Here is a 943-nt window from a genome sequence, read left to right on the forward strand (position 1 = left end):
CCGTGAGGCTTAACCATACAACACCCAAGGGGTTTTATTACTGAAATCGTTCCAGACGATTATCAGTATTTCCTACATCCATGTAGGTCACGGACTCCACAGACGCTTGAATGTAAGCGCGAGAACGACTAGTTAACTTTCCCAGATTGCTATTACTTGCTACGGCGGGTAATAAAACGAATTTGCTTGGCGACCATAGCATTATGGACCCACCTGATCCCATGCCGAACTCAGTAGTGAAACGTAATAGCGCCGATGGTAGTGTGGGGTCTCCCCATGTGAGAGTAGGACATCGCCAGGCTTTCATTTCGACTTTGCTTATTTGATAAGCAAGTCACCATAAAGCTTTAAGTTTTCTTAGAGTTTTATGTTGACTTTCGAAGTGGTTAGCGTATTATACGCGTCCTGCTTAAGTGCTAAGGCACTGAAAGGCAATATGTTCTTTAACAATTTGACCATGCAATCTGTGTGGGCACTCGTGAAATGATAGTCAACAAAAGAATTATCAATGAAACTGAGTGACCAAATCGAATCGCAAGATTCGGCACAGTCAATTCATTCATTACTTCGGTAATGGATTAACAGTATTCATTGAGCCAAAACTTTAATTGAAGAGTTTGATCATGGCTCAGATTGAACGCTGGCGGCAGGCCTAACACATGCAAGTCGAGCGGCAGCGACATAAACAATCCTTCGGGTGCGCTTATGGGCGGCGAGCGGCGGACGGGTGAGTAATGCCTGGGAATATGCCCTGATGTGGGGGATAACCATTGGAAACGATGGCTAATACCGCATAATCTCTTCGGAGCAAAGAGGGGGACCTTCGGGCCTCTCGCGTCAGGATTAGCCCAGGTGGGATTAGCTAGTTGGTGGGGTAACGGCTCACCAAGGCGACGATCCCTAGCTGGTCTGAGAGGATGATCAGCCACACTGGAACTGAGAC

General features: G+C 46.9%; 2 rRNA genes. Both read left to right on the forward strand.

The features are described from left to right. Nucleotides 1–185: 185 nt before the first annotated feature. Nucleotides 186–301, forward strand: a 5S ribosomal RNA gene (gene rrf / locus L4D19_RS30280). Between the two features lie 304 nt (nt 302–605). Continuing rightward, nucleotides 606–943 (forward strand): 16S ribosomal RNA (locus L4D19_RS30285); the annotation flags it as partial.

This window comes from Photobacterium kasasachensis, assembly GCF_050336885.1.
Lineage (GTDB): Bacteria > Pseudomonadota > Gammaproteobacteria > Enterobacterales > Vibrionaceae > Photobacterium > Photobacterium kasasachensis.